Origin of the sequence: Microbacterium sp. Root180 (assembly GCF_001428485.1) — a bacterium.
GTDB lineage: Bacteria > Actinomycetota > Actinomycetes > Actinomycetales > Microbacteriaceae > Microbacterium.
On record NZ_LMHS01000001.1, the window covers coordinates 853,467 to 878,121 of the forward strand.

The window sequence follows — 24,655 nt, forward strand, 5'->3', positions numbered from 1 at the left end:
CCATGACCGCCATCCAGTACTTCGAGCCCGAGGGTCGGCGCATCCCGTTCGTCGATGAGGGAGACGGGCCCGTGAGGCTCATCCTCGTCCCCGAGCGCGGTCAGGACGCACTGGGCGTGGTCGGCCATTACCTGGCCGAGGAGGCCGGCTTCCACGTCGTGCGGATCGGCTATCGCGCCGGCTCGGGCGGACGGCTGGCCGCGGCCGAGCACGCTGAGGACGTCATCGCGGTCATGGATCACCTGGGCTGGGACCACTCCTGGATCGGCGGCCACGGGTTCGGCGGGACCGTCGCCCGCGCTACCGTGGACGCCCACCGGGACCGCGCCAACGGCCTGCTCCTGCTCGGCGTCGAGGACGTCGACATCCCCCTCGCGCCGGTGCTCCCGGTGCTGATCGTCCAGGGATCGGACGACGAGGTCACGGCCCCGTCCAACGGTGAGAGCCTGCAGTCGACGGCCCCCGAGCGTGCGAGCGTGAAGACTCTCGCGGGCCACGGGCACCTCTTCCCGTCGTCGGATCCGATCCAGACGGCCGTCATCATCGAGGAGTACCTCGACTGGGACTGAGCGCGAGCGCTACGCCTGTGCCGCCAGCTCGAGCAGTCGTGCCCGTCCGGGACCGATCCACTCCTTCAGTCGGGCCCGCGCCGCGGCGACCTGCGGGTCGGCGGCGCGATCCGGAGGGACCCGGACGGGGTTGAGCGACGTGCCGTTCGACCACTCCCGCAGGTCGCTCTCGTGAGCCATCGCGAGCGACGCGTCCCCGCCGATGACCTGCATCGCGGCCCAGTCCGCCGGCGTGTTCGAGTAGGGGGAGGGTCGGCATACGCGGTTCTTCTCGGCGTCGTCGTCGCGGGTCGCCTCGACGTGGCCGGCGAGTGCCGCCCCGTAACAGGGGAAGCCGACCCGCACCGGCTGCGGGGTGATGGTCTCGGGGGTCCAGATCGGGCGCAGACCCGGGTACTTGAGGCCGTCGGCCGCACAGTGCACGACGAGAGCACCGTCGGGCACCCTCACGTCGCCGTCGTCGAATCGCAGCCGTCCGGCGGCGACGCTGCGCAGGTGCCCGCGTCGCACGACGTCGTCGATGGTGCGCAGGAGCTGGAGCTCCCACATCGCCAGGGTCGGGGTCTTCGCCATGGTGGGAGTCACTGCGGGGTCGATGCGCAGCATGATCCCGTCAGCCTCCATCCGCAGGAACACCTCGTCGGCGCTGGATGCCTGCGCTGCGGCCGCCATCGTGTCGGCGGCCATGCCGAGGAAGATCGCCGGGTCGGGCTGCACCACCGCGCGATTGAGCAGCCACGGATCGCGCGGCCTCACCCACGTGATCGCGTTCGGCGGCACTCCCTGCTGCAGGAGCCACACGCACGTGTCGGTCGCGGTCTTTCCCGCTCCCACGACGACATAGTGCGGCGGCGCATCGTTGACGCGCACCAGATCGTTCACGGCGGCGACCCGGGCGCCCGCCTCGACCGCGAACGGCGGGGGTGAGAGCGACGGGATGCTGGGCGCGAGGTATCGGGCATCCACCACCCGTGCGCGCGGGGCGTGGGACCGCGCGCCGCTGACGAGGGAGGCGAACCGGCCGCCGCCGGCGTACTCGCACCGACCGTGGAACGCCACGCGGCCTGTCGCGACCATCCCGGCGAGCACGTTGTCGTAGTACGCGCACACCTCCGGCGCGCTCGCGCGCTCGTGCAGGCCGCGCTCCGGACCGTCGCTCTGCACGCGTCCGCCGCCGAGCAGCGTCGAGGCGACACCGTAGAACGCCGACGCCTGATGCAGCCGCACGAAGCCGTACGCGTCGAGCCAGTGGCCCCCCGCCCCGTGCCGGCGATCCACGATCGCGACCGTCGCCGTCTCGTCCGCAGCGATCAGGGCGTCGACGAACGCCATCCCCATCGCGCCCGCTCCGACGACGAGGTAGTCGACATCGACGACCGACTCCATGCGCTCATGAGAGCAGTCGGCGGGGGACGCGTCAATGTCTGCGCCGCTCGCTACCGTTCTCGCATGTCGATCTCTCCGACTCTTCGCGACTGGCTGCTCGACTCCGACCCGGCCCTGCGATGGCAGGTCGAGCGCGATCTCCTCGCTGCCCCCGACGACGTCTGGCGGGCGACGCGCGCGACAGTGGCGACAGAGGGCTTCGGGGCGGCGCTCCTGGCCGAGCAGGACGCTGACGGCCAGTGGGCGGGCGGCTCCTTCTTCCCGGCCGGCTTCTTCGACGGCGACGAGCCGAACCAGCCGGGGCAGCCGTGGATCGCGACGACCTGGGTGCTGCGCGACCTGCGCGAATGGGGCGCGGACGCCGCGGCCCTCGGCGACACCGCGGCCCGGCTCGAGGCGAACAGCCGCTGGGACTACGACGACCTGCCGTACTGGGGCGGTGAGATCGACGTGTGCATCAACTCGTACACCCTCGCGACCGGTGCGTGGCTGGGAGCGGATGTCTCGGCGCTCGCCGCCTGGTTCCCCGACCACCAGCTCGCCGACGGGGGATGGAACTGCGAGGCCGAAGAGGGCAACTCGACCCGCTCGTCGTTCCACTCGACGCTCAACGCGCTGCGCGGCCTGCTCGCCTACGAGCAGCTCACCGGCGACACGAGCCTGAGCGAGGCCCGTCACCGCGGTGAGGAGTACCTGCTCGAACGCCGCCTGCTCTACCGGGCGAGCACGGGCGAGCCGGTCGGCGACTTCGTGCGGCGTTTCGTCTACCCCAACCGCCACCGCTACAGTGCGCTGTTCGCCCTCGACTTCTTCCGTGCCGCGACGCTCCACGACGGCGGGGTGCCCGATCCCCGTCTCGCCGACGCGATCGACCTCGTGCGCGCCGCCCGGCAGTCCGACGGTCGCTGGCTGCAGACGACCCCGCTCGCGGGACGCACCTGGTTCGACGTCGATGTCCCGGAGGGTGAGTCCTCGAAGTGGCTCACCCTGATGGGCACGCGCGTTCTCGACTGGTGGGATGCCGCTCACTGACCGGCTGTGCGCACCGCGGTCGCGGGTGTATGGTTCGGCTGTCGCCGCGGGCATGGGAATCCCGGCGGCCATCGGCGCCACCACTGGGGGTGGGACATGGTCACCAAGCTGCCGTCCTCCGGCTCAATGCCCGCCGGGCAGGAGCCGGGCTGCGACACGTCCGGGCTGATCCTCGTGCATCGCATCTTCCGCTGGCTCTATCGCGAGCTTCCCGGGCTGATCCGGGAGGTCGTGCCCGGCGACACCGAGCGCTCGGCGATCGTCGGACGCTATGCGCACCTCGACTTCTTCGCCCTCCACATGCATCACGAGACCGAGGACATGGCGCTGTGGGACAAGCTCACGACGCGCGACCCGGGGTGCGCGCTGCACGTCGATCAGATGCGTGCGCAGCATGCCGAGGTCGCGGCCCAGCTCGCCCGTATCGAGCCGCAGCTGGCTCCGTGGGTCGCGAGTGCGGATCCTGAGCTCGGCGAGGCTTTCGCACGTGACATCGAGACCCTTCGCGACACGCTCTTCACGCACCTCGGACACGAGGAGTACGAGATCATGCCCCTCGCCAGCGCGCTCCTGTCGCAGCAGGAGTGGGACTGGATGGAGGATCACACGCGCGCGACACTGGCGAAGCACCGCAGGGAGCTCGGCAACGACATCATGGCGCTGCAGGCCGGCCTGCTCATCGCGAGCGTTCCCGAGGATGAGCGCCACGAATGGATGCGCGCGAACATCCCGGCGCCCATCCGTCTGCTCTATTCGCTGCTGATGAAGCGGCAGTACGACCGTGCGATGCGCGAGCTGTACCCCGATCGTCCGGTTCCGTCGATGGTGTGACGACCGTGTGGAAGCGCGTGGTGCTCGACACACACCTGCCCCATGCGCCGGAGCGGGTGTACCCCTATCTTGCCGATCCCGGTCGCTGGCCGGCCTTTGCGCCCGCGGTGGAGTTCCGGCAGCGGATCGGTGACGGGCCGGCGGAGGTGGGCAGCCGCTGGTGGGCGGTGGACCGCATCGGTCCGTTCCGGATCCGGTTCGCCGACGTCCTCGAGAGCGTCGTGCCGGGCGAGCGCATCGTCTGGCATTCGAGCGCGCCGTGGAACTCCCGCGTCGAATACGTCTGCGTGCCCGAGCGCGGAGGCACGCGGGTGCACGCGCGCTACGAGGGGGACATCGGGGGATGGCTCGCCCTCACTGCGCTCCTGCCCGCCTTCGTCTGGCGGCGGATTCTCCTGCGGGACTTCCGCGGCCTCACTCGCCTGCTGGACGCCGAGGATCGCTAAGCCGACGGCGCGGCCGCGGTCTCCCGGCCGAGCAGCGTCGCACCGGCCACCGCGGCGGGCATCGTGACGACGGCGCCGAGCGGCACCAGGAAGCACAGCTGCGTCGCGACGCCGAATCCCAGCATCCGTCCCCGGTGCCGGCGCATGAGCGCGCGACGATCCCGCGGCGAGAGGCCGCGCGCGATCAGGGCGCGGGAGGTCAGTTCGTCGGCGAGCAGCCATCCGGTGCACGCGACCGCGAAGACGGTGCTGAGGATGCCTCCCACGGCGGGGATGAGCGCGATGAGCGTCGCGACCACGGCGATGCCGATGCCGCGCGCGATGAGCCAGAGGCCGTCGGCCACCGACCTCCAGAACCCGTAGGGGGACTCGGTGACCGGGGTGCCGGCATCCGCTTCGACGGCACGCCAGATCCGCTCGTAGAACGGATCGCCCACCACGAGGGTGAGCGCCGTGAACGACACCGCGACGAGCACGAGCGCGGCAGCGAAGACCGCGGTGCCGACCGTCACGCGCACGACGGTGGCCCAGAGGCCGGGCCAGCCGTCGGCGAACGGCGTCATCGCCTCGGTGAGCGCCGGCAGGAAAGCGCCGAGGGTGATCAGCCCCGCCAGGAACAGCGCCCCGACGATCGCCGCGGGGACGAGACCGAGCGCCATGAGGCCCGGTCGTCTCCGCCAGTACGCGAAACCGCGCCCGAGCAGGGCGGCCCCTCGGAGGAATTCGCGCATCCGTTCAGCCTAGGTGCGTTCCCGCGGAGAGACGCCATCGGGCATGAGCGTGACCGCACGCCCCGATAGGGTGTCCGTCACAGAAACCGCTCGCGACGAGCACGGGAGCACGATGCGCACACGGACGATGATCGCGGCAGCCGTCCTCGCGGCGGCATGCGCACTCACGGCGTGCACGGGCGGATCGTCGGGCAGCCGTCACAAGCTCTACGACAGCATCGACGCGCTCGCCGCGGACAGCTCAGCCATCGTGCTCGGCGAGGTCGCACGGCAGCGCATCGAGGGCGACTCGACGGTGTCTTCGGTCGTCGTCGAGAGCGCCCCGACCAACCCTCAGCTCGGGGCCGAGGTCGCCGGCGGTGCGAGCGCCATCGAGCCCGGAGACGTCGTCGAGGTGAGGCAGATGACCGCGCCGTACCTGGTGAGCGGCGGCCAGTACGCGCTGTTCCTCACGCCCACGATGCTCGAAGGGGCTGCCGCCTCGCAGTACTACGTCACGGGAGCGGTGGCCGGCATCTATGCGCGCGAAGGCGACTCGTTGCACCGCGTCGCGCTGGACAGCGGTGACGACCTGCCCGAGACGATCCAGCTCGCTGACTAGTGCTTCACACGTCGCGCGCGCAGCGGAACCCGATGTGCGTGGTCGAGGAGTCCTCGGCCTGCGGCGACCGGGCAGCCGGCCGGAAGCGCAGGCAGTAGTCGGGCGAGCACAGGTGCGAGCCTCCCTTGAGCACGCGCCTCGGCATGCGCGACCCGGACTCGGCGCTCGACGCCGCGAGCAGGTCGATCCGGCCGTCGCGGGCGACCGGTGCGCCACCGACATGGTGCCGGGGCGAGTAGTAGTCCGCCGTCCACTCCCACACGTTGCCGATCGTGTCGACGAGCCCGAAATCGTTGGCGGGGAACGAGCCCACCGGGGCGGTCGTTCCCGCGTACGCGGCGCCGATCTCGTACGGGAAGCGTCCGATCCACGTGTGCGCCCGCGGCTCGCCGCTGGGGAAGGGGTCGTCGCCCCACGCGAACGCACCGCCGGGGTCGCCGCCGCCGCGCGCGGCGTACTCGAACTCGGCCTCAGTCGGCAGGCGCTTCCCTGCCCACGTCGCGTAGGCGTCGGCATCCGCGAACGCCACGTGCACGACCGGATGCTGCGACCGGCCCTCGATCGAGGACTCAGGTCCCTCCGGGTGACGCCAGGATGCGCCTGGCTGCCACCGCCACCACTGGCGCCAGTCCCGCAGGTCGACCGGGCCCGACGTCGGCGTGAAGACCAGCGATCCGGGCACGAGATCCTCGACGGGCGTGCCCGGGAACTCAGCGGGGTCGAGCGCGCGCTCGGCGACCGTCACGTAGCCGGTCTCGGTCACGAATCGCTCGAAGTCCTCGTTCGTGACCGGGCGGCGATCGATCCAGAAGGCGTCGACGGATGCCTCGTGCGCCGGCTGTTCGTCGGGGTAGAAGTCGTCGCTGCCCATCGGGAACGACCCGCCGGGCAGCAGGACCATGTCGCTCACTCGAGCGATCGCCGGGGATGCGGCATCCGTCATCGATCTCTCCAGCTTCTCGGGGGAGCGCGGGCGAACCGCGGGGCGCGAACCGGCGACCGATCCTCGACGCAACCTACACGTCGAGGCGCTCGCCGAGCTCCACGATGATCCCTTCGGGACCGCGCACGTAGCAGACGAGCCACACATCCTCGTAGTTCACGACCTCGCCCACGAGACCGTAGCCGGCCGCCCGCACGCGCTTCAGGAGCGGCTCGAGTCCGTCGACGCGATAGGCCAGGTGCCTCAGGCCGAGGGCGTCTGCGGGCAGGACGGCGGGCTCTTCGACGCTCGCTGGGGAGATCATGCGGGACAGCTCGATCGCGCCCGAACCGTCGGGAGCGGTGACGAACACCATCTCCACCTCGGTGCCGGCGAGGCCGTTGACGCGGTCGGCCCACTCACCGCCGACCACCGCCCGCTCGCCGCACTCGAAGCCGAGGAGCTCGAAGAAGTCCGCGACGGTATCGAGGTCGCGGACGATGATGCCGATGTGTTCCAGACTGCGCACGCCCATGCGCGTGATGCTACGGGCCACCGCCGACAGGGGCGAGGGCTATCGGCGCAGCGTCGTCGAGGGGTGCTCGCCGTAGGCCGCGGCGTACTGCTGCGCGAAGCGTCCGGGATGCGCGAATCCCCATCGGAAGGCGACGTCGCGCACCGACAGCCGCGGATCCGTCGACGCGAGCAGCTCTTCGCGCGCGAGCCGCAGCCGCAGCCGCCGCAGATACTGCATCGGCGTCATGTCGTACGCCCGCCGGAAGGCCGACTGCAGCGACCTCGTCGTCGTGGCCGAGGCGACCGCGACGTCTCCGACGGTGATGGGCTCGTGCGCGTGCGCCTCCATGAACGCGATGGCCAGCCGCACGCGACGGGATTGGATGCCGCGATCCGGGTGCCGGTCCAGGTCGACGAGCGGGTAGGAGCTGAGGATCGAGACGACGGCGTGGCGGCGCACCTGGGCGCGCACGAGCGCGGCATCGCGCAGCGCGGAGTCCGACCGCACCATCGCCTCGAGGCTGGCGACGGCCTCGCCCACGAGGGCCGGATGACGCCGGTGGGTGTTGATCCCGTCCAGCCGGAAGGAGGCGTTCGGTGTGCCGTTGAGCGACTCCGCCACCTCGCGCACGTACGCCGTGTCGAACCCCACGGTGCGGATGTGGGCATTCGTGAACTCGACGCGCATCTCGACGCCGGGCGGGATCAGGAAGGGGACCGAGCCGTTCCCGCGTTCGTCGCCGACGCGCCAGCGATGCGTGCCGCGCACGGCATGGGCGACCATCAGGTCGGAGAACGCCTCGGTGCCCGATCGGCATCGGCCATCGAAACGGAGCGAGGCGACCGAGACGGAGCCGTCGATCGCGGCCGACATCGCGTAGGCGAAACGGCGGTCGGGCGTCGCGGCGAGGTCCATCGACGTCGAGTACAGGTCGTTCATCGACTGCTGCGCCTCGGCGAGGCTCGACGTCCGCGAAGCGTGCCAGCGGATCTCGTCGGCCATCACCGCAGTGTCCCGGCCACTCCGCGGAGCACGATCGGCGGGCGACATGCGCGATCGGGTCGACGCGATGCGCGCCCTTCCGGACGCGACGATACGGGGGCGCCTGGGCAGGGCGCGAGGGCGGGGTGTTGCACGGGGTGACTCCGGGGTGTCCGAGGGGAAGCAGGGGGTGTCCGAGGGGAAGCAGGACAGCATCCGTCGAAATCCTGAATGCGTACAGGGGGTTGACTTGTCGGCAGGCGACGGGTTAGCGATTCGCCGCGGAGTCGGAGCTGCGCTGCCCCTCATGCGGGCGGCGCACACGGAATCCGATCGACCCCGTCGGGTGTCAAGGGGTACCGCGGCCGGCCGCGACCCCCGTATACAAGGGGGATGCCGGCCGACGACATCGACATCCGCGCCATCGCCGAGGAGGACGCGGGGGAGACGCTCACCCTGCAACGGGCCGCGTTCGTGCAGGAGGCGCTGATCTACGACAGCGTTCAGATGCCACCGCTCACCCAGTCCCTCGAGGAGCTGCGGGCCGAGCTGGTCGAGAACCTCGGGTGCGTGGCCCGCGATGGCGGACGGATGGTGGGCGCGGTCCGCGCCCGCGCCGACGGGGATCTTCTCCTCATCGGGCGGCTCGCGATCGCGCCGGACGTGCAGGGACGGGGCATCGGCAGCAGGCTGCTGGAGGCGGTGGAGCGGCGCGGACGCGAGGCGGGATGCCGCGAAGCCGAACTCTTCACCGGGTCTCTCAGCGAAGCCAACCTGCGTCTCTATGCGCGCACCGGCTACCGCGAGACCACGCGGGTGGAGGGCGACGACGGCATCGAGCAGGTGTTCCTGCGCAAGTCCCTGGCCTGAGGTCCTGCCGTCGATGTCGGCGGCCGGTGCCAAGATGGGGGCATGCCGGAGTCGCCGGAAGTCCAGGCCCTCGTCGAGTTCCTCGAGGAACGCGCGGTGGGGCGTCGCGTCGGCGAGGTCGACGTACTCGAATTCCGCACCGTCAAGACGCGGCAGACGCCGCCGTCGACTCTGGCGGGCATGCCCATCACCGGGGCGGAGCGCCATGGCAAGCACGTCGCGCTCGCCTTCAGCGACGACACCACGCTCGTCGTGTCTCTGGGTCGCCACGGCTGGATGCGCTGGCGCGAGCCCGGCGACGAGGCGCCTGCCGTCGCGGATGCGCCTCCGGCGCTCGCGCTGTTCGTTCTGGACGGCGGCGAGACCATCGAGGTGACCGATGCCGGCACGTGGGTGTCACTCGGCCTGCACGTGGTCGACGACGCCATCGCCGTCCCTGCGGTGGCGAAACTCGGTCCCGATCCGGCCGGCTCGGCCTTCTCGCCGAATGACTTCGACGTGGCCCTCGGCGGCCGGCGCAAGCAGATCAAGGCGATCCTCCAGGAGCAGGAGTCGCTGGCCGGCATCGGCAACGCGTACTCCGACGAGATCCTGCACACGGCGAAGGTGTCGCCGGTCGTGCACGCGTCCGTGCTCGACGCCGACGCGCGAGAGAGGCTGTACGCCGCGACCGTCGGCACGGTCCGCGGTGCGATCGACGCCCGGCGCGGCATCCCGATCCACGAGCTCAAGGCAGCGAAGGTGGCGGCGATGCGGGTGCACGGGCGTGCGGGCGAGACGTGCCCGGTGTGCGGCGACACGATCCGCGACTTCTCCTTCGCGAGCACGACCGCGCAGTACTGCCCGACCTGTCAGACCGGCGGGTCGGTGCTCTGAGCCGATGTGCGGCTCCGGCCTCTCCGGCGCAGGTAGCATGGCGGCATGACGACTTCGCAGACCCCGGCCCCCGCGACCCTCCAGCCCATCGCCGACGAGAAGAACCTTCTCACCGTCGTGGAGTCCGCAGGGTCGTGCTGCGGCGGCGGCAGCTGCAGCACCGTCTGAGTCCCGCCCCGTCGCGAGAGGCTGACCTGCGATGACCGACGATCAGCTGCACATCACTCCGCGCGTCGCCCGAGTGCTCATGACCGAGGAGGCCATCTACGGCCTCATCCTCGTGTCGGGCATGATCGTCGTCAGCGCCGGCGACGGTTCCTGGGGCGCCTTCATCACGGTCCTCGTCACCGTGCTCGTGTTCTTCGCCGCGCACGTCTACGCCGGCACCCTCGGCCGCCTCGCCGCCACCGACGGCCACTCGGGGCTCCGTGCGAGTCTGTCCTCGGCCGCACACCAGTCCAGCGGAATGGTGCTGGCCGCGATCGCGCCCCTCCTCGTTCTGCTTCTGGGCAGCACGCGCGTGATCGACGACGACACCGCCCTCTGGCTGGCGCTGATCGTGAACACGCTGATCCTCGGCGCGCTCGGCTGGATCGCCGTCGCCCGCTGGAGCACCCACTGGTGGCCACGGCTGCTCAGTGCTCTGCTCACCGCGGCGTTCGGCGGTGTGCTGATCCTGATGAAGGCCGTCATCCACCACTGACGCGGCGACCGGCTCTCACTCCTCCAGCGGCGACAGCAGCGCCTCGACGAGGGCGGGGGACAGGCCGGGCACCTCATCCACCGGCACCGCGAGCGCCAGGAGCATGCGACTGAGGAAGTTGCGGGCGGATGCCGCAATCGTGATGTCGACGATCTGCCGGTCGGTGAAGCCGACCTCGCGCAACCGCAGGGTATCGGCATCCGTCATCCTCTGCGGCTCGGTGGACAGACGCTCCGCGAACGCCATCACCGCGACATCGGCCTCGCTCAGACCCGCGTCGGTGTAGTCGCGGGCGAGTCGCTCGAGCTGCGCCTCCTCCATGAGTCCGGCGCGCAGGGTCTTGCGGCCGTGCGCGAGCAGGCAGTGCGAGGATCCGATCGCACGGGCCGCGCCGAGCGTCGCGAGTTCGTAGGTGCGCAGTCCGATCGAGGGGACCGCGGCCTTCAGCAGGGACTCGAACGCCGCGTGCGCGTCGGGATTCACCGCCATCGCCCGCGTATGGGTGAAGACGAAGCCGACATCGGCCACGTCGCCCGCGTACATGTCTGACGCATGCCCGGTCGCCTGATCGGGCTCGGGAGTCTGGACGATCATCGTGGCCTCCTGTGGTCGGGTGGAGGACACCCAGAATGCCCGATGCCCCACCCCCGGTCGAGGGGGCGGGGCATCGCGGTGATACCGGACTCAGTGCGCGGGCGTCGCGCCCATCGGCTGTTCGGCGGGCTTGCGGACGAGGAACGCTCCCACCAGCAGCGGCAGCGACAGGATCGCGGCCGTGAGGAAGGCGGCATGGGTGCCTGCCGCGCCTGCATCTGCGGCGTCGGCACCCGAGGCGGTAGCGGCGGCCGAGGCCGAGGCCATGACACCGAACATCAGTGCGATGCCGGCCGCCCCGGCGACCTGCTGCGCCGTGCCGACCACGGCCGACCCGTACGAGTAGAACTTCGGCTGCAGCGATGCCAGCGACGCCGTGAACAGCGGCGTGAACGACAGCGCCAGGCCGAGTGAGAGCACCGTCTGCGCGACGGCCACGAGCCACACGGGCGTCTCCGTGCCGAACGACGTGTAGAACCAGAGCATCCCGCTCGTGATCACGGCGCCGGGCACCAGCAGCACCGTCGTGCCCCAGCGGTCGTACACGCGGCCGATGAAGGGACCGGCCAGGCCCATGGCCAGGGCGCCCGGGAGCACGACGAGCCCGGCGGTGAGCGGATCGACCTCCAGGACGTCCTGCAGATAGAGCGGCACGACCGTGATCGCGCCGAAGAAGGCCATCGACATGATCACCATCTGCCCGATCGAGAGCGAGAAGTTGGCGCTGCGGAAGACGCGAAGATCGAGCAGCGCGTCGTCCGAGCGCTGCAGGACGACCTGGCGCCAGCCGAACAGGCCGAGCGCGATCACGCTGACGACCAGCGAAACGACGAGCGTCGTGGTCGAGGCGGCGCTGGCGGCCGCGGCATCTGCTCCGCTCCCGTGCCCGCCGGCGCCGAGCTGGCTCAGGCCGAACACGAGCCCGCCGAATCCGAGGGCCGAGAGGATCACCGAGAGGACGTCGATCGGGGCGTGGGTCGTCTCGCCCAGGTTGTGGATCCACCGCGCGCCGACGAACAGGGCCACCACGGCGATCGGGAGCACGATGCCGAAGATCCATCGCCACTCGAAGTTGTTGAGAATCGCGCCGGCGAGGGTCGGCCCGATCGCCGGGGCGAGCGAGATGACGATGCTGACGCGCCCCATCATGCGGCCGCGGATGGCCGCCGGCACGACCGTCATGAGGGTCGTCATGAGCAGCGGCATCATGATCGCCGTTCCGGAGGCCTGCACGACGCGCGCGATGAGCAGCATCGTGAAGCCGGGCGACAGGAAGGCGAGGAGGGTGCCCAGCGAGAAGAGGCCCATCGCGGCGATGAACATCGCGCGGGTCGTGAAGCGGCGCAGGAGGAAGCCCGTGATGGGGATGACGACGGCCATCGTCAGCATGAAGGCGGTCGTCAGCCACTGCGCGGACAGCGCGGTGATGCCGAGATCGGTGATGAGGTGGGGGATCGCCACGCCCATCGTGGTCTCGTTGAGGATCGCGACGAAGGCGGCCGCGAGGAGCAGCCAGATGACGCGGCTCTCGCGCGGGCCGAGGGTGGGGGTGGCCGGCGCGGTCAGGTTCGCACTGCCGGTGGTGGGTTGGATGTCGGTGGCGGCCATGGGTCGTCTCCTGAATGAGTTCGAAAGGTGGCCATGCGGAGATGGCGAGGGAGCCATGCGTGGATGGCGAAGCGGCCGTGCGAAAACGGCAAGCCCTCAGGGTAACGGCGGGCCCGGACACCACATTCCCGCAGGCGCCGGATCTGTCCGCCCTCGGGCGGGGCGCTCCGGGGGAGCGGAGATCAGTTCTCGAGCGTCTCCTCGGACGCCGGTCGGTCCCACTTCTCGGAGCCGATCGCGTCCGTCGAGTGCGGCGTCGGCTCCCGCTCCTCCACGGCGCGGGGGAGCGGGTTGAGCAGCTCCTCCTCGGGGATGGCCTGGAGGGCGTCGATCTCCTCGCGGAGCGCCGCCAGGTCGGAACCGTCGTGGGCGGGGGTCTCGGGCGTGGAGGTCATGCCGTCAGCCTAGCGCCGGGGTGGGGGAGACCGTCACTAGGCTGGCGAAGGTGAGCATGCGCGGTGGTGGGGGCGGCGGAGGCCATCCGGGCTTCCGCGGAGTCGACATCGACGCGCAGAAGAAGCTCAACGCGGCGGCTCCGAGGATTCCGCATCTCGGACGCCGTGTCGTGGAGCTGTTCCGCCCCTACACGTGGTCGCTCGCGTTCACGGCGGTCCTCGTCGTGGTGGGCGCCGGCATCGCCGTCATCCCGCCCCTCATCGTGCAGCGCATCTTCGACGACGCGCTGTTCCCGACCGACGGCTCGCCCCCGGACATGCCGCTGCTGTGGCGCCTGGTGGGTGTCATGGTGCTGCTGTTCCTGATCTCGGCGGGCCTGGGCGTGCTGCAGACGTGGTTCACCTCCACGATCGGCAACCGCGTCACCGGAGACCTTCGGGTGAAGCTGTTCGATCACCTGCAGGCGATGGAGCTCGGCTTCTTCACCCGCACCAAGACCGGGGTGATCCAGTCGCGACTGCAGAACGACGTCGGCGGGGTGTCGGGGGTGCTCACCAACACCTTCACGAGCATTCTCGGCAACGTCGTCACGGTCCTCGCCTCCCTCGTCGCGATGATCATCATCGACTGGCGGCTGACGATCATCGCCGTGGTCCTCATGCCGATCCTCGTGGTCGTGCAGCGCCGCGTCGGCCAGGTGCGCGCCCGTATCGCCGGCGAGACGCAGGAGTCGCTGTCCGAGCTGACCTCCATCACGCAGGAGACGCTGAGCGTGTCCGGAATCCTCCTGTCGAAGTCGTTCAACCGCCAGCGCGCCGAGTCCGCGCGCTACGCGGACGAGAACCGCAACCAGGTGCGCCTGCAGGTGCGCCGTGCCATGAGCGGGCAGGGGTTCTTCGCCGTCGTGCAGGTGCTCATGGCCAGCGTGCCCGCCGTGATCTACCTGGTCGCGGGCTACTTCATCACCGGCGGCGACGCCGTGATCACCGCCGGCACCGTGGTCGCGTTCACCGCCGTGCAGGCCCGCCTGCTCATGCCGCTCATGGGTCTCATGCGGGTCAGTCTGGATCTGCAGACCTCCGCGGCCCTGTTCGCCCGCATCTTCGAGTACCTCGACCTCGAGCCCGCCATCCGCGACGCTCCCGACGCCATCCCGGTCGAGCAGGCTCCCGGCCCGCTCGGGCGCATCGAGTTCCGCGACGTGGTGTTCCGGTATCCGGATGCCGCGCCCGACTCCCGTGCGACGCTGCAGGGAGTGACCTTCACCGCCGAGCCCGGCCAGCACGTCGCGTTCGTCGGGCCGTCCGGTGCGGGGAAGACGACGGTGCTCTACCTCACGCCGCGCATGTACGAGGCATCTGGCGGCTCCGTCCTCTTCGCGGGCGAGGATGTGCGCGGGCTGCAGCAGGAGTCGATCATCGACCAGGTCGGCATCGTCTCGCAGGAGACCTACCTGTTCCACGCGACGATCCGCGAGAACCTGCGGTACGCCAAGCCCGACGCGACGGATGCCGAGCTCGAGGCCGCCTGCCGCGCGGCGAACATCCACCACATCATCGAAGGTTTCGAGCTCGGCTACGACACCGTGGTCGGCGAGCGCGGCTACCGGCTCTCGGGCGGCGAGAAGCAGCGCATCGCGATCGCGCGCGTGCTGCTCAAGGACCCTCCGGTGCTGCTGCTCGACGAGGCCACCTCCGCGCTCGACACCGTTTCGGAACGCGTAGTGCAGGAGGCGCTGGATGCGGCGGCGCGCGGCCGTACGACGCTGTCGATCGCCCACCGGCTGTCGACGGTGATCGCCGCGGATGTCATCCATGTCGTCGAGGCCGGGCGCATCGTCGAGTCGGGCACGCATGCCACGCTCATCGCGGCGGACGGCCTGTACGCCGAGCTCGCGGCGCAGCAGCTCGCCGCGTCGAGGATCCTCGAGGCCGAGGCGTCCGACGAGCCCGCCGACCATCCGGATCGCCGGGCGGACCGCCCGCCGGCGGAGGGCGCATCGCGCGCCGACGTCGCACCCCGGGTCGTGGACGTCGCCGCCGAGCCGTGGGTGCCGACTCCCGGGGTACCCGGCACCTGAGGCCTACCAGGCGGCGGCTTCGAGGACGGCGGGCGAAGGTCCGTCGGTCGAGCGGCCCCGCAGATCGCGGACGAATTCGCCGAGCGTCCGGCGATACTCCCCGTCGGGATGGTCGCGGGCGATCTCGACGAGCGGCGGCAGATCCATCGACAGGATCAGCCGTACCCGCGCCGCCGCGGCGCGCGGCCGGTCGGCGGCATCCAGCACCGCGATTCCGCCGGCGAGGGCCTCGAGGTAGTCGCGCAGCACCGGAAGCGCGGACTTCTGCTGCGTGATCGAGGACCCGTCCGCCCGCTCGCGCCACTCCACGACCACGTCGGGGATGACATCGAATGAGCGTGCCCGGGTGTAGAGCTGCTGCGCGAGGACTTGGTCCTCGTACGCCTTCCCGACGGGGAACCGCAGCGATTCGCGGCGCCACAGGTCGAGGCGGCTCACCTTCGACCAGGCGACGATGTTGCCGGATGCCTCGGGGTGCGCCTCGAGGGTCGTGGCCAGACGCTCGGGGGCGGTCGCCGCCGCGACCCAGGGCTGCACCGGGCCCGCCGTGTAGCCTCCGGCGACGTCGGGGCGCAGACGCACGTACGCGCCGAGCGCCAGGTCGCTGCCGCTGCGCTCGATCGTGCTCACGAGGCGCTCGAGTGCCCGCGGCGTGTACCGGTCGTCGGCGTCGAGGTAGGCGACGTACGGGGTCTCCACCAGGTCGAGGCCCGTATTGCGCGCGGCGCTGAGGCCGCGGCGCGTGGCGTGGTGCACCACCTGGAACCGCCCGTCCGCGTCAGCGGCCTCGTCGAAGATCGCGCCGGTCCCGTCGGTCGAGGCGTCGTCGACGAGGATCGCGGTCCACGCGGTGAGCGTCTGCGCGCGCAGCGAGTCGACGGCCTCTCGTGCGAACTCGGCCACGTCGTACCCCGGGACGATGACGGTCACGACGGGCTCGAGCGGCAGGGTCACCCGCCCGATCGTACAGCGGCGACGGATGCCGCGACCGCCGCCGCAACGGCGTCCAGCGGCTGGTCCAGCGCAGCCGGGAAGGTGAAGCGCACCGCGGTCTGCGCGACCTCCGGTGCGATCCCCATCGCGACGAGCACGTGCGACGGCTCGTCACTGCCGGCCGCGCACGCCGACCCGCTCGACGAGACCACTCCGCGGCGCTCGAGCTCGAGCAGCACCGCCTCGCCCGATGTGCCGGCGAAGGTGAAGCTCGCCGTTCCCGGCAGACGATCCGCGGGATCGCCGGTGAGCGCGGCCGACGGCACCGCGGCGAGCACCTGGGCGACGAAGCGGTCGCGCAGCACGGTGACGCGAGCGGATGCCGCGGCCCGCCCGGCTTCGGCGAGCTCGAGCGCGGTCGCCAGGCCCACCGCGCCGGCGACGTCCTCGGTTCCGCTGCGGCGCCCGCGTTCCTGCCCGCCGCCGTGGAGGAGCGGCTCGAGGGGAACGCGCCCGCGCACGGCGAGCACCCCGGTTCCCTTGGGGGCGCCGAGCTTGTGGCCCGCCAGCGAGATCGCATCGACCCCGAGTTCCGCGGCCGACAGCGGCAGCCACCCGGCGGCCTGGACGGCGTCGAGGTGCACCGGCACGCCGCGCTCTCGTGCGACTGCGGCGATCGCCGGGACGTCCTGGATTGTCCCGACCTCGTTGTTCGCGTACCCGATGCTGAGGAGGGCCGTGTCCTCACGCAGTGCCGCGGCGGCGGCATCCGGCGACAGCTTCCCCCGCCTGTCGACGTCGACGAGCGTCACCTCGAACCCGTGGAGGCGCTCGAGGTACCGGGCGGACTCGAGGATCGATTCGTGCTCGATCGGGGTCGTCACGACGTGGCGCGAGCCGGCCTGCTGAGCGCGGCCGAGCGCGATGCCCTTCACGGCGAGGTTGTTGGCCTCGGTCCCCCCGGAGGTGAAGACCACGTCGCCGGCGCGCATCCCGAGAATCCGCGCGACGCGGGCACGGGCGTCGGTCAGTGCAGCCGCGGCGTCCTCGCCGACGGAGTGGTGGCTCGACGGGTTGCCGAATCGGCGGGTGAGGTAGGGCATCATCGCCTCGAGCACCTCGGGTCGCACCGGGGTGGTGGCCGCGTTGTCGAGATACAGCATGCCCATCGCAGGCCTCAGGGTGCGTCGATGCGGACGTCGAGGCCGAGGTCCAGCGCGCGCGCCGAGTGTGTGAGGGCGCCGACCGAGATCACGTCCACGCCGGTCTCGGCGATCGCGCGCACGGTATCGAGCGAGACGCCGCCGGACGCCTCGACCGTCGCGCGCCCGGCGATCAGGGCCACGCCCGTGCGCAGATCGTCCAGCGAGAAGTTGTCGAGCATGATCGTGCCCACTCCCGCGGCCAGCACCGGCTCGATCTGGTCGAGCCGGTCGACCTCGACCTCCAGGTGCGCGGTGTGCGGGAGCCGGTCCTTCGCCGCGAGCAGCGCCGCCGTCACGGACGGGCCCCAGGCGCCCGGCGCGGATCGGGTGAGGACGGCGAGATGGTTGTCCTTGGCCATGACGGCGTCCGACAGCGACCAGCGGTGGTTGCGGCCGCCGCCGTCGCGCACGGCCTGGCGCTCGAACGCGCGCAGACCCGGTGTGGTCTTGCGCGTATCGGCGATGCGGACCCGGGTGTGGGCGACCTCCGCCACGTATCGGCCCGTCAGGGTGGCGGTGCCCGACATCCGCTGGACGAAGTTGAGCCCGACCCGCTCGGCGGTGAGCACGCCTCGTGCCGGCCCCGTGACGACCGCGAGCACGGCGCCGGGCTCGAACCACTCGCCGTCCTCGACGACGAGCTGCACCTCGATGCGCGGATCCATCAGCCGGAACGCCGCGGCGAACACCTCACCACCGCTGAAGACGCCGGGTTCGCGCGCGACCAGGTCGGCGCGAGCGGTCGCCATCTCGACGATGAGGTACTCGCTCGTGAGGTCGCCCCACGGGGCGTCCTCCTCCAGCGCCGCCGCGACGGTCCGGTCGATCGTGGCGCGGGTCAGCATGGGACGGTCTCCTGTGCGGTCGGGACGGTGGCTGCGGGAGCGGGGGCCGCGTCGCGGCGGAAATGTGCGCCGACGGACTCGCGCCGAGCGCGCGCCGCGGCGACGAGCGACTCGGCGAGGACGAGCAGGTTCTCGTCCTCGTACTCCGCTTCGGTCTGCGGCGCGCGAATGCCGGCTCGCCAGCGCGCGATCACCGCGGCGGCGTGTCCGAGACCCGCTTCGTCGCGGACGAGCCCGGCCTCGTCCCACATCAGCGTCTGCAGGGCAGCGCGCGAGAACGCGGGGGCGTCCCCGGCCGGCGGCTCGGCGCGGAGGTCGGCCGCCGTCCGGACGGCGGCCGTCGTCCAGCTGCCGGATGCCGCGTCCTGGGCGATCGCGTCGCCCGCCCGCGAGCCGAACACGGCACCCTCCAGGAGCGAGTTCGAGGCCAGCCGGTTCGCGCCGTGCACGCCGGTGCGAGCCACCTCGCCGACCGCGTACAGGCCGGGGAGGGTCGTGCGTCCGACGAGGTCAGTCGTCACGCCGCCCATCAGATAGTGGGCGGCGGGCGTGACGGGGATGGGCTCGCGGGCCCAGTCCAGACCCCGGTCGCGCACCGCCCGGTCGATCGTCGGGAAGCGCCGCGCGAGGAACGCCGCGCTGTCGTCGCCGGCCGCAGCGAGGTGCGTCGCATCGAGGCGGACCGGGCGGCCGCCCTGCAGCTCCATGCGGTGGGCGATCGCACGGGCGACGACGTCTCGGGGTGCGAGTTCCCCGTCGGGGTGGACGTCGAAGACGAACCGGTGACCGGTCTCGTCGATCAGTGTCGCGCCCTCGCCGCGCACGGCCTCCGAGACGAGGAAGGCGTCTCGGGCCGCGGGCTCGTGGGCCCCGTCCCATCCGGGCAGGACCGTCGGGTGGAACTGGAAGAACTCGAGGTCTCGCACCTCCGCCCCGGCGCGGAGTGCGGCGGCGATCCCGTCGCCCGTCGCCACGGCAGGGTTCGTGGAGTGGGCGTACAGCTCGCCGGCGCCCCCCGTGGCCAGCACGACGGCGTCGGCGTCGATGGTCTCGCGACGGCCGCGCATGGCAGGGGAGAGCCGGGTGGCCGCGCGGTCGCCGACGAGGAGCTCTATGCCGCTCACGCGCCCCTCCCGGACGACGAGATCGATCAGGAACGCGTGCTCGATCACGCGCACGTCGCTGGCGCGGAGCCGGGCCACCAGCGCCTTCTCGATCGCGGTGCCCGTGGCGTCGCCGCCCGAGTGCAGGATGCGCGGGTACGAGTGAGCGGCCTCGAGGCCTTTGACGAATCCGCCGTCGGCATCGCGGTCGAATGCGACGCCCAGGTCGATGAGCTCTCGGATCCGCGCGGGGCCCTCCTCCGCGAGCACCCGCACCGCGGCGGGGTCGCTCAGACCGGCGCCGGCCACGAGGGTGTCGCGGATGTGGTCCTCGACGCGGTCGTCGTCGAACATCACGCCCGCGATGCCGCCCTGCGCATAGCGGGTGTTGGCGTGCTCGAGCACGTCCTTCGTGACCAGGGTCACACGGCACCCGTGATCCACGGCGTGGAGGGCGACGGTCAGCCCGGCGATCCCGCTGCCCACGACGACGGCGTGCACCGGCACCGTCATGAGGCGTTCTCCCACGCGGCGGCGGGCGCCGCCGGCGGCTTGGCCGCGAGCATGCGCTCGAGGGCGAGGCGCGCGGGTTCGGCCACATCCTGCGGGACGACGATGCGGTTGCGCACCTCGCCTGCAACGAGCCCCTCGAGGACCCACGCGAGATACCCGGGGTGAATGCGGTACATGGTGGAGCACGGGCACACGACAGGGTCGAGGCAGAAGATCTCGTGCTCGGGATTGGCGGCGGCCAGGCGCTGCACGAGGTTGACCTCGGTGCCGATGGCGAACGTGGTGGGGGTGGTCGCCCCCTCGATCGCGCGGCGGATGTAGTCGGTCGAACCGGACTCGTCGGCGGCGTCGACGACCTCCATCGGGCACTCCGGGTGCACGATCACGCGCACGCCGGGGTGCTCGGCACGGGCCTGCTCGATCTGCTCGACGCTGAAGCGTCGGTGCACCGAGCAGAAGCCGTGCCAGAGGATCACGCGCGCCGCGTCGAGCTCGGAGGCGGATGCTCCGCCCAGCGGCTTGCGCGGGTTCCACATCGGCATCTGCTCGATCGGCACGCCCATCGCCTTGGCGGTGTTGCGGCCGAGGTGCTGATCGGGGAAGAAGAGCACGCGGCGCCCGCGTTCGAAGGCCCACTCGAGCACGGTGCGGGCGTTGGAGGACGTGCAGACGATGCCGCCGTGGCGCCCGACGAAGCCCTTGATGGCCGCGGACGAGTTCATGTAGGTCACCGGGACGACGGGGACCAGTCCGTTCTCGTCGACAGCACCCATGTCGCCGTAGACCTCGGCGAGCTGCTCCCAGCAGTCCTCGACCTGGTCGATGTCGGCCATGTCGGCCATCGAGCACCCGGCGGCGAGGTTCGGAAGGATCACGGACTGCTCGGGGCGCGACAGCAGATCGGCGGTCTCCGCCATGAAGTGCACTCCGCAGAACACGATCGCCTCGGCATCCGGATGCTCGAGCGCCGCGTTCGCGAGCTGGAAGGAGTCGCCCACGTAGTCGGCGTGCACCACGACCTCTTCGCGCTGGTAGAAGTGCCCCAGCACGACGACGCGGTCGCCCAGAGCGGCCTTCGCGGCACGGATGCGCGCGGAGAGCTCCTCCTCGCCGGCCTCCCGGTACTCGCGCGGCAGCTCGCCCTGACGCGGCGAGCCGGTCGGGATCACGTCGCCCATCGAGGAGCCCGGCCCGTAACCCGGTCGGATGTCGAAGTCCCACGGGCCCGACGCGAGGTCCGTGTTGCACGTCTCCGCCGTGGACGCACCCGCGACGATCGCCTGGATCGCATGGTCGACGGACGCGTCGGACTCGGGGCGGGGCTGCAGGGTGACGTTGACGGCGGCCATGGCGGCTTCTTTCACTGGCGGACGCCGAGCGGGCCGCGATCGGCGAGCTCGACGTCCTGGTTGTAGCGGTACAGCCGTGCGGGCCGGTGGCTGCCGGTGCGGAAGCGATCGGTGGGAATGAGGGTGCCCGAGTTCTCGACCTGCCGACGGAAGTTCGCCGGGTCGAGGCGACGGTCGAGGATCGACTCGTAGACCTCGCGCAGCTCGGCGAGGGTGAACTCATCGGCGAGCAGGCCGTGCGCGATGCGGCTGTAGCCGACCTTGTTGCGCAGGCGCCAGAGGGCGTAGTCGACGATCTCGTTGTGGTCGAAGGCCAGTCGGGGGAGCGTCGCGGCATCGAACCACTGCACGTTCTCGACACGCTCGTCGGGCACCTCGTCGGGCCGGATGAGCGCCCAGTAGACGATCGACACGACACGCGTGGGGGAGCGGTCCACTGCTCCGAAGGCGTAGAGCTGCTCGAGATAGCTCGGCGCCAGCCCGGTCGTCTCGCCGAGGGTGCGCGACGCCGCGGCCTCCAGTCCCTCGATCGCGTCGAGCCACCCACCGGGGAGCGCCCAATGCCCCTCGTGGGGATCGCGCGTGCGGCGCACGAGCGGGAGCATGACGCGCGCGGCGTCGGCCCCGGGGGCGCGACGGAGCGCGAAGATGACCGTCGACACCGCGACGCGCGTCGCGGCGGCGGTGGCCGAATCGTCGGAATCGACGGCGGGGAGGATGCTGGTTCTTGTCATGGTGACCTTTAGTTCGCCTCCATCTTAGTGTCACTGTGACACGAAGGGCAAACCGGGGTCGTCACACAGGTTCGATGCGTACGCTGATCGCTCCGCGCCCGCTCGCCCAGGCCTCGAGGAGGAAAGCATGATCGTCGTCGACGTTCTCCTCCTCGTCCTCCTCGCACTCGGCCTCGCCGCCGGTATCGTCCGGGGTCTGTCGGGGAGCATCGGCCTCTTCGCCGGACTCGTCCTGGGCGCCGCCGCGGCGTTCTGGCTCGTGCCGATCGTCAACGATGCCCTCCCGTCGCAGCAGTGGCGGCCGGCGATCCTGCTCGCCACCGCGGCCGCCCTCGTGATCGGCGGCGCGGCACTGGGCTCGGCAGCAGGGTCGGCGCTGCGACGCGGAGTCGACAAGGTGCGTCCACTGCGCGCCGTCGACCGCGTGCTCGGCGGCGTCGCGGGTGTCGTCGTCGCCGCGCTCACGCTGTCACTCGCCGCGTCGAGTCTGGCGGCGACCGGCATGCCCGTCGTCTCGACCGCGCTCTCGTCCTCGTCGGTGCTGCGCACCATCGATCGCCTCACACCGCCGCCGGTGGCCACCGCGCTCGCCGAGCTGCGCGGGTTCGTGTTCGACGAGGGTCTGCCCGCGCTCGGCGACCTGCTCGACTCGCCGCCGGTCGACATCCCGCCCGTCGACCTCGCCGATCCGGAGCTCGCCACGGCCGCGGCATCCGTCGCCCGGGTGTCGGGCACGGCGTTCTCGTGCGGCCGCAGCTCGACCGGAAGCGGGTTCGTCGTCGCGCCCGACCGCATCGTGACCAACGCGCACGTGGTCGCGGGAGTGGAGCGTCCGCTCGTCGAGCTCCCCGGCGTCGCCGCGCGCGAGGGCCGCATCGTCTACTTCGACCCCGTCGACGACCTCGCCGTGATCGCCGTGGACGGGCTCGGCGTCGCCCCGCTCCCGTTCGCGACGACGCTACCCGCAGGTTCGCCGGCCGTCGTGCAGGGGTATCCGCTGGGTGGTCCCTTCACGATGGTCGGAGCGGGTGTGCTCTCGGCGGGCACCGTGCCGATCCCCGACATCTATGACGAGAGCGCCGCGCCGCGGGAGATCTACGACCTCCGCGCAGCCGTGCGCCCCGGCAACTCCGGCGGACCGCTGCTGACCGAGGACGGAGCCGTCGCCGGGGTCGTGTTCGCCCGTGCGGAGAACGACGCCGAGCGCGGGTACGCGATGACCATGGCCGAGCTGACACCGGTGGCCGCGCAGGCACCCTCCCTGACCGACCAGGTTCCGTCGGGTCGCTGCATCGGCTGACGCGACCGCTATGCTGGCACGGCAAGTAAATACCGGCCAACGACCCGTGCGGGAGAGCCTCGGCAGCAGTCATGTCGAGCACCGAAGGAGCAAGCCTCCCCGCCAATCTCTCAGGTACGCGTACCGCTCGGGTGAGGCCGACTCTGGAAAGCGATTTCGAGCGAAGCAAGAAATCGGGTTGAGTAGGCGGCCCAGCCGCCGTATCGAAACCTGCCAGGTGAGGGTGAGCGCGACGCGTCTCCACCTTTCATCCGCTCGCGGTCCGCCGAAGGTGAAAGCGCACTTCTCCCCGCGGGGCGGCGCGCGAAGCTCTCAGGCCCATGACAGAGGGGGAGTTCCACGGCGCCGTCCGGCGTCCGCCCGATCGCGAACGGGAGAACTCATGACAGACCCCCGCACCACCCCGCTGTACGACCGCCACGCCGCACTGGGCGCATCCTTCACCGACTTCGGCGGCTGGTCCATGCCGGTGCGCTACACGTCGGATCTGGCCGAGCACCACGCCGTGCGCACGACGGCCGGCCTCTTCGACATCTCGCACATGGCGCTGTTCGGCGTCGCGGGCCCGGAGCGCGAGGCGTTCCTGGCGTACGCGCTCGCGTTCGACCCGACGGCGGTGAAGCTGTCGCGCGCGAAGTACACGATGATCCTCGCGCCGGACGGCGGCATCATCGACGACCTCATCGTCACCCGCAACGCCGAGAACCAGTTCCTCATCGTCGCCAACGCCGGCAATCGGGATGCCGTCCGCACGGCCCTCCAGGAGCGCCTCGTCGACTTCGACGCCGTGCTCGTCGAGCTCGAAGACTCCCTCATCGCCGTCCAGGGCCCGCGGGCCCGCGAGATCCTCCAGCAGACCGTCGGTCTCGTCCACGACGAGGCGCTGGCGATGGGCCACACGCTCGAGACGCTGCCCTACTACGCGGCCATGGGGATGCGCTTCGGCGACAGCGCTGTGCTCGTCAGCCGCACCGGCTACACCGGCGAGGACGGCTTCGAGATCAGCGTCGACCCCGGTCTCGCGGGCGCCCTGTGGGACGCGCTGCTCGTCGCCGGCGAGCCGCTCGGGCTCGTCCCCGCCGGCCTCGCCTCACGCGACACGCTCCGGCTCGAGGCGGGCATGCCGCTCTACGGCCACGAGCTCACGCGCCACGTCATCCCCGCCCAGGCAGGGCTCGGCCGCGTCGTGCCGCTGCGGACGAAGACGGTGGACTTCGTCGGCCGCTCGGCGCTGGAGTCCGTCGTCGCCACGGATGCGCCGGTGCTGGTCGGACTCGTCTCCGACGGCAAGCGCGCCGGACGAGCGGGCTACGCCGTGTTCGACGGCGACGACCGCATCGGCGAGATCACGAGCGGTGCGCTCAGCCCGACTCTCGGGCACCCGATCGCCATGGCCTTCGTGGCGCCGCGCGCGAGCGAGCCCGGCACCGAGCTGACGATCGACGTGCGCGGCACCCGCATCCCCGCCACCGTGACCGCCCTTCCCTTCTACCGTCGCGCCCAGTGACAGACACCCCGCACCCACCGGAG

Annotated in this window: 26 protein-coding genes and 1 riboswitch; of the genes, 12 read left to right on the plus strand and 14 right to left on the minus strand. The window is 71.4% G+C overall.

Annotated features, from left to right (window positions below):
• Positions 1 to 2 precede the first annotated feature (2 nt).
• Entirely contained in the window at positions 3 to 569 is a 567-nt protein-coding gene (locus ASD93_RS04035; protein WP_056118863.1) for an alpha/beta fold hydrolase, read from the plus strand.
• Positions 570 to 578: 9 nt separating this feature from the next.
• On the opposite strand, the gene ASD93_RS04040 is transcribed toward ASD93_RS04035, so the two are convergent.
• Positions 579 to 1,955, minus strand: coding sequence for a pyridine nucleotide-disulfide oxidoreductase (locus ASD93_RS04040; protein ID WP_056118866.1), 1,377 nt, complete (start codon positions 1,953 to 1,955; stop codon positions 579 to 581).
• Between the two features lie 63 nt (positions 1,956 to 2,018).
• On the opposite strand from ASD93_RS04040, the gene ASD93_RS04045 reads away from it, so the two are divergent.
• The 3 genes from ASD93_RS04045 to ASD93_RS04055 all read left to right on the plus strand — a co-directional run bounded on the left by ASD93_RS04045 (position 2,019) and on the right by ASD93_RS04055 (position 4,264).
• Entirely contained in the window at positions 2,019 to 2,987 is a 969-nt protein-coding gene (locus tag ASD93_RS04045) for a hypothetical protein (RefSeq protein ID WP_056118869.1), read from the plus strand.
• A gap of 96 nt (positions 2,988 to 3,083) precedes the next feature.
• Complete coding sequence (locus tag ASD93_RS04050; RefSeq protein WP_056118872.1) at positions 3,084 to 3,818, plus strand: hemerythrin domain-containing protein; 735 nt, start codon at positions 3,084 to 3,086, stop codon at positions 3,816 to 3,818.
• Entirely contained in the window at positions 3,815 to 4,264 is a 450-nt protein-coding gene (locus ASD93_RS04055; RefSeq protein ID WP_056118874.1) for an SRPBCC family protein, read from the plus strand. The genes ASD93_RS04050 and ASD93_RS04055 overlap by 4 nt, the downstream gene beginning before the upstream one ends.
• Here the strand turns inward: ASD93_RS04055 and ASD93_RS04060 are convergent.
• Positions 4,261 to 4,995, minus strand: a complete 735-nt coding sequence (locus ASD93_RS04060) for an EI24 domain-containing protein (protein WP_082569143.1) — start codon at positions 4,993 to 4,995, stop codon at positions 4,261 to 4,263. The two genes, ASD93_RS04055 and ASD93_RS04060, sit on opposite strands and share 4 nt — an antisense overlap.
• Positions 4,996 to 5,107: 112 nt before the next feature.
• Here ASD93_RS04060 and ASD93_RS04065 point away from each other — a divergent pair, with 112 nt between their 5' ends.
• Positions 5,108 to 5,596, plus strand: coding sequence for a hypothetical protein (locus ASD93_RS04065; protein ID WP_056118877.1), 489 nt, complete (start codon positions 5,108 to 5,110; stop codon positions 5,594 to 5,596).
• Positions 5,597 to 5,600: 4 nt separating this feature from the next.
• Here ASD93_RS04065 and ASD93_RS04070 read toward each other — a convergent pair whose 3' ends face one another.
• The 3 genes from ASD93_RS04070 to ASD93_RS04080 all read right to left on the minus strand — a co-directional run bounded on the left by ASD93_RS04070 (position 5,601) and on the right by ASD93_RS04080 (position 8,037).
• Positions 5,601 to 6,497 (minus strand): formylglycine-generating enzyme family protein, encoded by an 897-nt coding sequence (locus ASD93_RS04070; protein WP_200950575.1) that lies wholly within the window; start codon positions 6,495 to 6,497, stop codon positions 5,601 to 5,603.
• 115 nt (positions 6,498 to 6,612) lie between these two features.
• Positions 6,613 to 7,053, minus strand: a complete 441-nt coding sequence (locus ASD93_RS04075) for a VOC family protein (RefSeq protein WP_056118879.1) — start codon at positions 7,051 to 7,053, stop codon at positions 6,613 to 6,615.
• A 39-nt stretch (positions 7,054 to 7,092) separates the two neighbouring features.
• Entirely contained in the window at positions 7,093 to 8,037 is a 945-nt protein-coding gene (locus ASD93_RS04080) for an AraC family transcriptional regulator (protein WP_056118882.1), read from the minus strand.
• Between the two features lie 372 nt (positions 8,038 to 8,409).
• Here ASD93_RS04080 and ASD93_RS04085 point away from each other — a divergent pair, with 372 nt between their 5' ends.
• Genes ASD93_RS04085 through ASD93_RS04095 form a run of 4 tightly spaced genes read left to right on the plus strand, consistent with a single transcriptional unit; the run spans position 8,410 to position 10,465 of the window.
• The gene (locus tag ASD93_RS04085) at positions 8,410 to 8,886 is read left to right on the plus strand and encodes a GNAT family N-acetyltransferase (RefSeq protein ID WP_056118884.1); all 477 of its coding nucleotides are present in this window, start codon (positions 8,410 to 8,412) and stop codon (positions 8,884 to 8,886) included.
• 42 nt (positions 8,887 to 8,928) lie between these two features.
• Positions 8,929 to 9,762, plus strand: a complete 834-nt coding sequence (locus ASD93_RS04090) for a DNA-formamidopyrimidine glycosylase family protein (protein WP_056118887.1) — start codon at positions 8,929 to 8,931, stop codon at positions 9,760 to 9,762.
• 45 nt (positions 9,763 to 9,807) lie between these two features.
• Positions 9,808 to 9,930, plus strand: coding sequence for a hypothetical protein (locus tag ASD93_RS16235; RefSeq protein ID WP_264707852.1), 123 nt, complete (start codon positions 9,808 to 9,810; stop codon positions 9,928 to 9,930).
• A 31-nt stretch (positions 9,931 to 9,961) separates the two neighbouring features.
• Complete coding sequence (locus ASD93_RS04095; RefSeq protein WP_056118889.1) at positions 9,962 to 10,465, plus strand: hypothetical protein; 504 nt, start codon at positions 9,962 to 9,964, stop codon at positions 10,463 to 10,465.
• Between the two features lie 15 nt (positions 10,466 to 10,480).
• Here the strand turns inward: ASD93_RS04095 and ASD93_RS04100 are convergent, their stop codons facing one another.
• The 3 genes from ASD93_RS04100 to ASD93_RS04110 all read right to left on the minus strand — a co-directional run bounded on the left by ASD93_RS04100 (position 10,481) and on the right by ASD93_RS04110 (position 13,062).
• Positions 10,481 to 11,059 carry a carboxymuconolactone decarboxylase family protein gene (locus ASD93_RS04100; protein WP_056118893.1) on the minus strand — a complete coding sequence of 193 codons (579 nt, stop codon included), beginning with the start codon at positions 11,057 to 11,059 and terminating at the stop codon, positions 10,481 to 10,483.
• A gap of 90 nt (positions 11,060 to 11,149) precedes the next feature.
• Positions 11,150 to 12,667, minus strand: a complete 1,518-nt coding sequence (locus tag ASD93_RS04105; RefSeq protein WP_082569145.1) for a DHA2 family efflux MFS transporter permease subunit — start codon at positions 12,665 to 12,667, stop codon at positions 11,150 to 11,152.
• A 182-nt stretch (positions 12,668 to 12,849) separates the two neighbouring features.
• Positions 12,850 to 13,062, minus strand: coding sequence for a hypothetical protein (locus tag ASD93_RS04110; protein WP_056118896.1), 213 nt, complete (start codon positions 13,060 to 13,062; stop codon positions 12,850 to 12,852).
• Between the two features lie 56 nt (positions 13,063 to 13,118).
• On the opposite strand from ASD93_RS04110, the gene ASD93_RS04115 reads away from it, so the two are divergent.
• Positions 13,119 to 15,143: an ABC transporter ATP-binding protein gene (locus ASD93_RS04115; RefSeq protein WP_082569174.1), complete on the plus strand. Its 2,025-nt coding sequence runs from the start codon at positions 13,119 to 13,121 to the stop codon at positions 15,141 to 15,143.
• 3 nt (positions 15,144 to 15,146) lie between these two features.
• Here ASD93_RS04115 and ASD93_RS04120 read toward each other — a convergent pair whose 3' ends face one another.
• From ASD93_RS04120 to ASD93_RS04145, 6 genes are read right to left on the minus strand one after another with little or no spacing between them, the layout of a single operon-like run.
• Positions 15,147 to 16,097, minus strand: coding sequence for a glycosyltransferase family 2 protein (locus ASD93_RS04120; RefSeq protein ID WP_056118899.1), 951 nt, complete (start codon positions 16,095 to 16,097; stop codon positions 15,147 to 15,149).
• A complete protein-coding gene (locus ASD93_RS04125) occupies positions 16,094 to 17,239 on the minus strand; it encodes a cysteine desulfurase family protein (RefSeq protein ID WP_056119226.1) in 1,146 nt (381 codons plus the stop codon). The genes ASD93_RS04120 and ASD93_RS04125 overlap by 4 nt, the downstream gene beginning before the upstream one ends.
• A gap of 14 nt (positions 17,240 to 17,253) precedes the next feature.
• A complete protein-coding gene (gene nadC, locus ASD93_RS04130; RefSeq protein ID WP_056118901.1) occupies positions 17,254 to 18,126 on the minus strand; it encodes a carboxylating nicotinate-nucleotide diphosphorylase in 873 nt (290 codons plus the stop codon).
• On the minus strand, positions 18,120 to 19,742 hold the full coding sequence (gene nadB / locus ASD93_RS04135; protein ID WP_056118904.1) for an L-aspartate oxidase: 1,623 nt from the start codon (positions 19,740 to 19,742) through the stop codon (positions 18,120 to 18,122). The genes nadC and nadB overlap by 7 nt, the downstream gene beginning before the upstream one ends.
• On the minus strand, positions 19,739 to 21,091 hold the full coding sequence (gene nadA, locus ASD93_RS04140; RefSeq protein ID WP_056118906.1) for a quinolinate synthase NadA: 1,353 nt from the start codon (positions 21,089 to 21,091) through the stop codon (positions 19,739 to 19,741). The genes nadB and nadA overlap by 4 nt, the downstream gene beginning before the upstream one ends.
• A gap of 11 nt (positions 21,092 to 21,102) precedes the next feature.
• On the minus strand, positions 21,103 to 21,825 hold the full coding sequence (locus ASD93_RS04145; protein ID WP_200950576.1) for an NrtR DNA-binding winged helix domain-containing protein: 723 nt from the start codon (positions 21,823 to 21,825) through the stop codon (positions 21,103 to 21,105).
• A gap of 127 nt (positions 21,826 to 21,952) precedes the next feature.
• Here ASD93_RS04145 and ASD93_RS04150 point away from each other — a divergent pair, with 127 nt between their 5' ends.
• Together ASD93_RS04150 and gcvT are read left to right on the plus strand one after the other, a co-directional pair.
• The gene (locus tag ASD93_RS04150) at positions 21,953 to 23,125 is read left to right on the plus strand and encodes a MarP family serine protease (protein WP_056118910.1); all 1,173 of its coding nucleotides are present in this window, start codon (positions 21,953 to 21,955) and stop codon (positions 23,123 to 23,125) included.
• 39 nt (positions 23,126 to 23,164) lie between these two features.
• Positions 23,165 to 23,261: riboswitch (glycine riboswitch) on the plus strand.
• A gap of 246 nt (positions 23,262 to 23,507) precedes the next feature.
• Positions 23,508 to 24,632, plus strand: coding sequence for a glycine cleavage system aminomethyltransferase GcvT (gene gcvT / locus ASD93_RS04155; protein ID WP_056118913.1), 1,125 nt, complete (start codon positions 23,508 to 23,510; stop codon positions 24,630 to 24,632).
• Positions 24,633 to 24,655 lie beyond the last annotated feature (23 nt).